Origin of the sequence: Flavihumibacter sp. CACIAM 22H1, from assembly GCF_001601815.1 — a bacterium.
Classification (GTDB): Bacteria; Bacteroidota; Bacteroidia; order Chitinophagales; family Chitinophagaceae; genus Flavihumibacter.
The window spans coordinates 1-2,107 of sequence record NZ_LUKG01000166.1 but is presented as its reverse complement, the minus strand read 5'-3'; the positions used below and the strand labels follow the sequence as shown (position 1 = coordinate 2,107).

3 protein-coding genes are annotated in these 2,107 nt (G+C 42.6%); 1 reads left to right on the top strand and 2 read right to left on the bottom strand.

All coding sequences use genetic code 11. From position 1 onward, the window contains the following. Window positions 1-541 (bottom strand): porin family protein (locus tag A1D16_RS21605; protein WP_290713811.1); only part of this gene is annotated, 541 nt, incomplete at its 3' end. Between the two features lie 87 nt (window positions 542-628). Next, window positions 629-1,279, bottom strand: coding sequence for a recombinase family protein (locus A1D16_RS21600; RefSeq protein WP_290713808.1), 651 nt, complete (start codon window positions 1,277-1,279; stop codon window positions 629-631). A 329-nt stretch (window positions 1,280-1,608) separates the two neighbouring features. Between A1D16_RS21600 and A1D16_RS21595 the strand changes: the two genes are divergently transcribed. Further along, a partial coding sequence (locus A1D16_RS21595; protein WP_290713805.1) for a hypothetical protein occupies window positions 1,609-2,107 on the top strand: 499 nt, incomplete at its 3' end.

Below are 2,107 nucleotides of genomic sequence, written 5' to 3'. Positions count from 1 at the left end.
GTATGAAAGGAATAAAATCTGGATTACTGTAATCTGACCTGAAATTGGTTATTCCGAATTTATAACGGGCATCTACGCCGAAACGATATTTGAATATCCATTCCGCACCTACAATTCCTGACAACGTAAAACTTGTATAACCCATCTCTTTTACGCTTCCACTTTTGAGATAATATCTATAGTCGGGATCGTCATCGGGCGCTTTCTCAAAATACCATCCTTTAGCACTTAAAAGAAACTCAGCCTGCGGTCCAGCCAAAATGCTAACCTTCCCTATTCTGTATCGTAAAAGGACAGGTAAAAAAACGTGCGAAAAAAAGTCCGAATAAAGGCCAGCATCATAAACAGTCGCCGATGACTCTGCATACAAAAGTTCGGGTGTAATCGAAATGCTTTTGCCTATGGGAATATCCAACTGCAATCCTGCATAAAAAGCATCGTCACCTTTCGGATTTGCGATCCCTTCCGGGAGATTATTAAACTGAAAGCGTGATCCGAATAATCCTGCCTTTACAGCTATCCGTGGATTTATTTTTTTCACTGTCGATATTTTGACCAGTAGATAAGGCGGGTATAAGCAACAGCCCTACGCAGAAAGAAATGAAATGAAGCCTCATAGTTTTAGGTTTTATCTTGAATTAATATGTTTCAAAAGCTTGTGCACTGTACTGAGGTGCCATCTGGCGTTGCCCCCTGAAAACGGTTTGACATGTTTGCCGTTCAAGGCAATGGTCAAAGCCCTAATACTGTAAATTCCTTTGTCCTGGTATCTCTTAATAATCGGGATCATCTTGATAACGAACCGCTCGTACGCCTTGCGTCGTTTATCAAGCACGTCCCATATCGACGTCCCCAACTTGACACCTTTTCGTTTGGCCTCCTGTAAAGCTGCTTTGGTTCTCTTGCTGATAAGTCGTGACTCCCGCTGCGCGTTCGCCGCCTCTATGTGCAACTCGTATTCGTCGGCATAAGGTTTGACGATGGCGATAAATGGTATGCCCGCCTCCATCAACGTCGCGGTAAACAACAGGCGTCGTGATAACCGATCAACCCTTGAAATAAGTAACGTGGCGTTTAAACGTTTACATTCGGCCAAGCAATCGTCGATCACGGGACGGTTGCGCGAAAGACCGGATTTTCGTTCAATGAATTCAGCGACGATCTTAAACTTATGTGCGGCAGCGAAGGCATAGACTTCGCGGCGTTGCGCAGCCAGTCCTAGACCGCTTTTGCGTTGACGAAGTGAGGACACGCGGAAATGAGCGATTGCGATTTTCATTTTTCACAGGTGTTTTAAGCCGTAAAACCCATTATATCGTTCGCTGATGAATCTTGTATTAACTTCGAACGCTTTTCCTTGAAAATCTCTCTTCTCCGTATCCATAGAAAAACCGAAAAATGGCTGTTTCCCTGGGTTTTCCCCAATCGCCCGTAAAGAAGTTCCTTGAATTGAATGCCTCATGTTCGCTCATGGTACAAGTTCCATAAACGAACAAATTATTTTGACGACGGGTGTTTTCACCCTTTTTTTAGATGTCTCTGCATTCTTTTGAAAAGATGTAATAGATTAGTAGTCCAAACCACCTTATCCAACTAGAAATATTCTTCATGCGAAAGAGAATGTCCACAGGGATAATTGCACTTGTTGCAGCCCTTTTGCTATTTTCCTGTAAGAAAATTAACCTCGAAGACGAAGAAAAGTCCCTTACGCAGCATAATGACCTGTATGGCCTTACTGAAGGCAGAGGTTCGTCTATAAATCCTACTTGTGGGAGAAGTATTTACGGTAAAGTCGCAAGTTTCAACAACGGAATTGACACCTTGAATCTGGTAAAGGATTCCGGTGTTGTGTATTACATCAATACTCCCAGCCTGGAACAAAGGCCAAATCCAGTAATAATTTATAAAATACCCTTTTCAGACAACAGCGAACTTAGTCCCCATTTTTTGCTGATTGCAACAGACCTAACAGAGACAAAATTTAAGGGTAACGAGATAAGAATTAATCCGAGCAACGACTATCGAATATCTGGCATTTTTGATGGCACAATCACCTGTAAGCCGATTGACAGCACCATTACCGAAACATTCAACTATGAAAACGGTA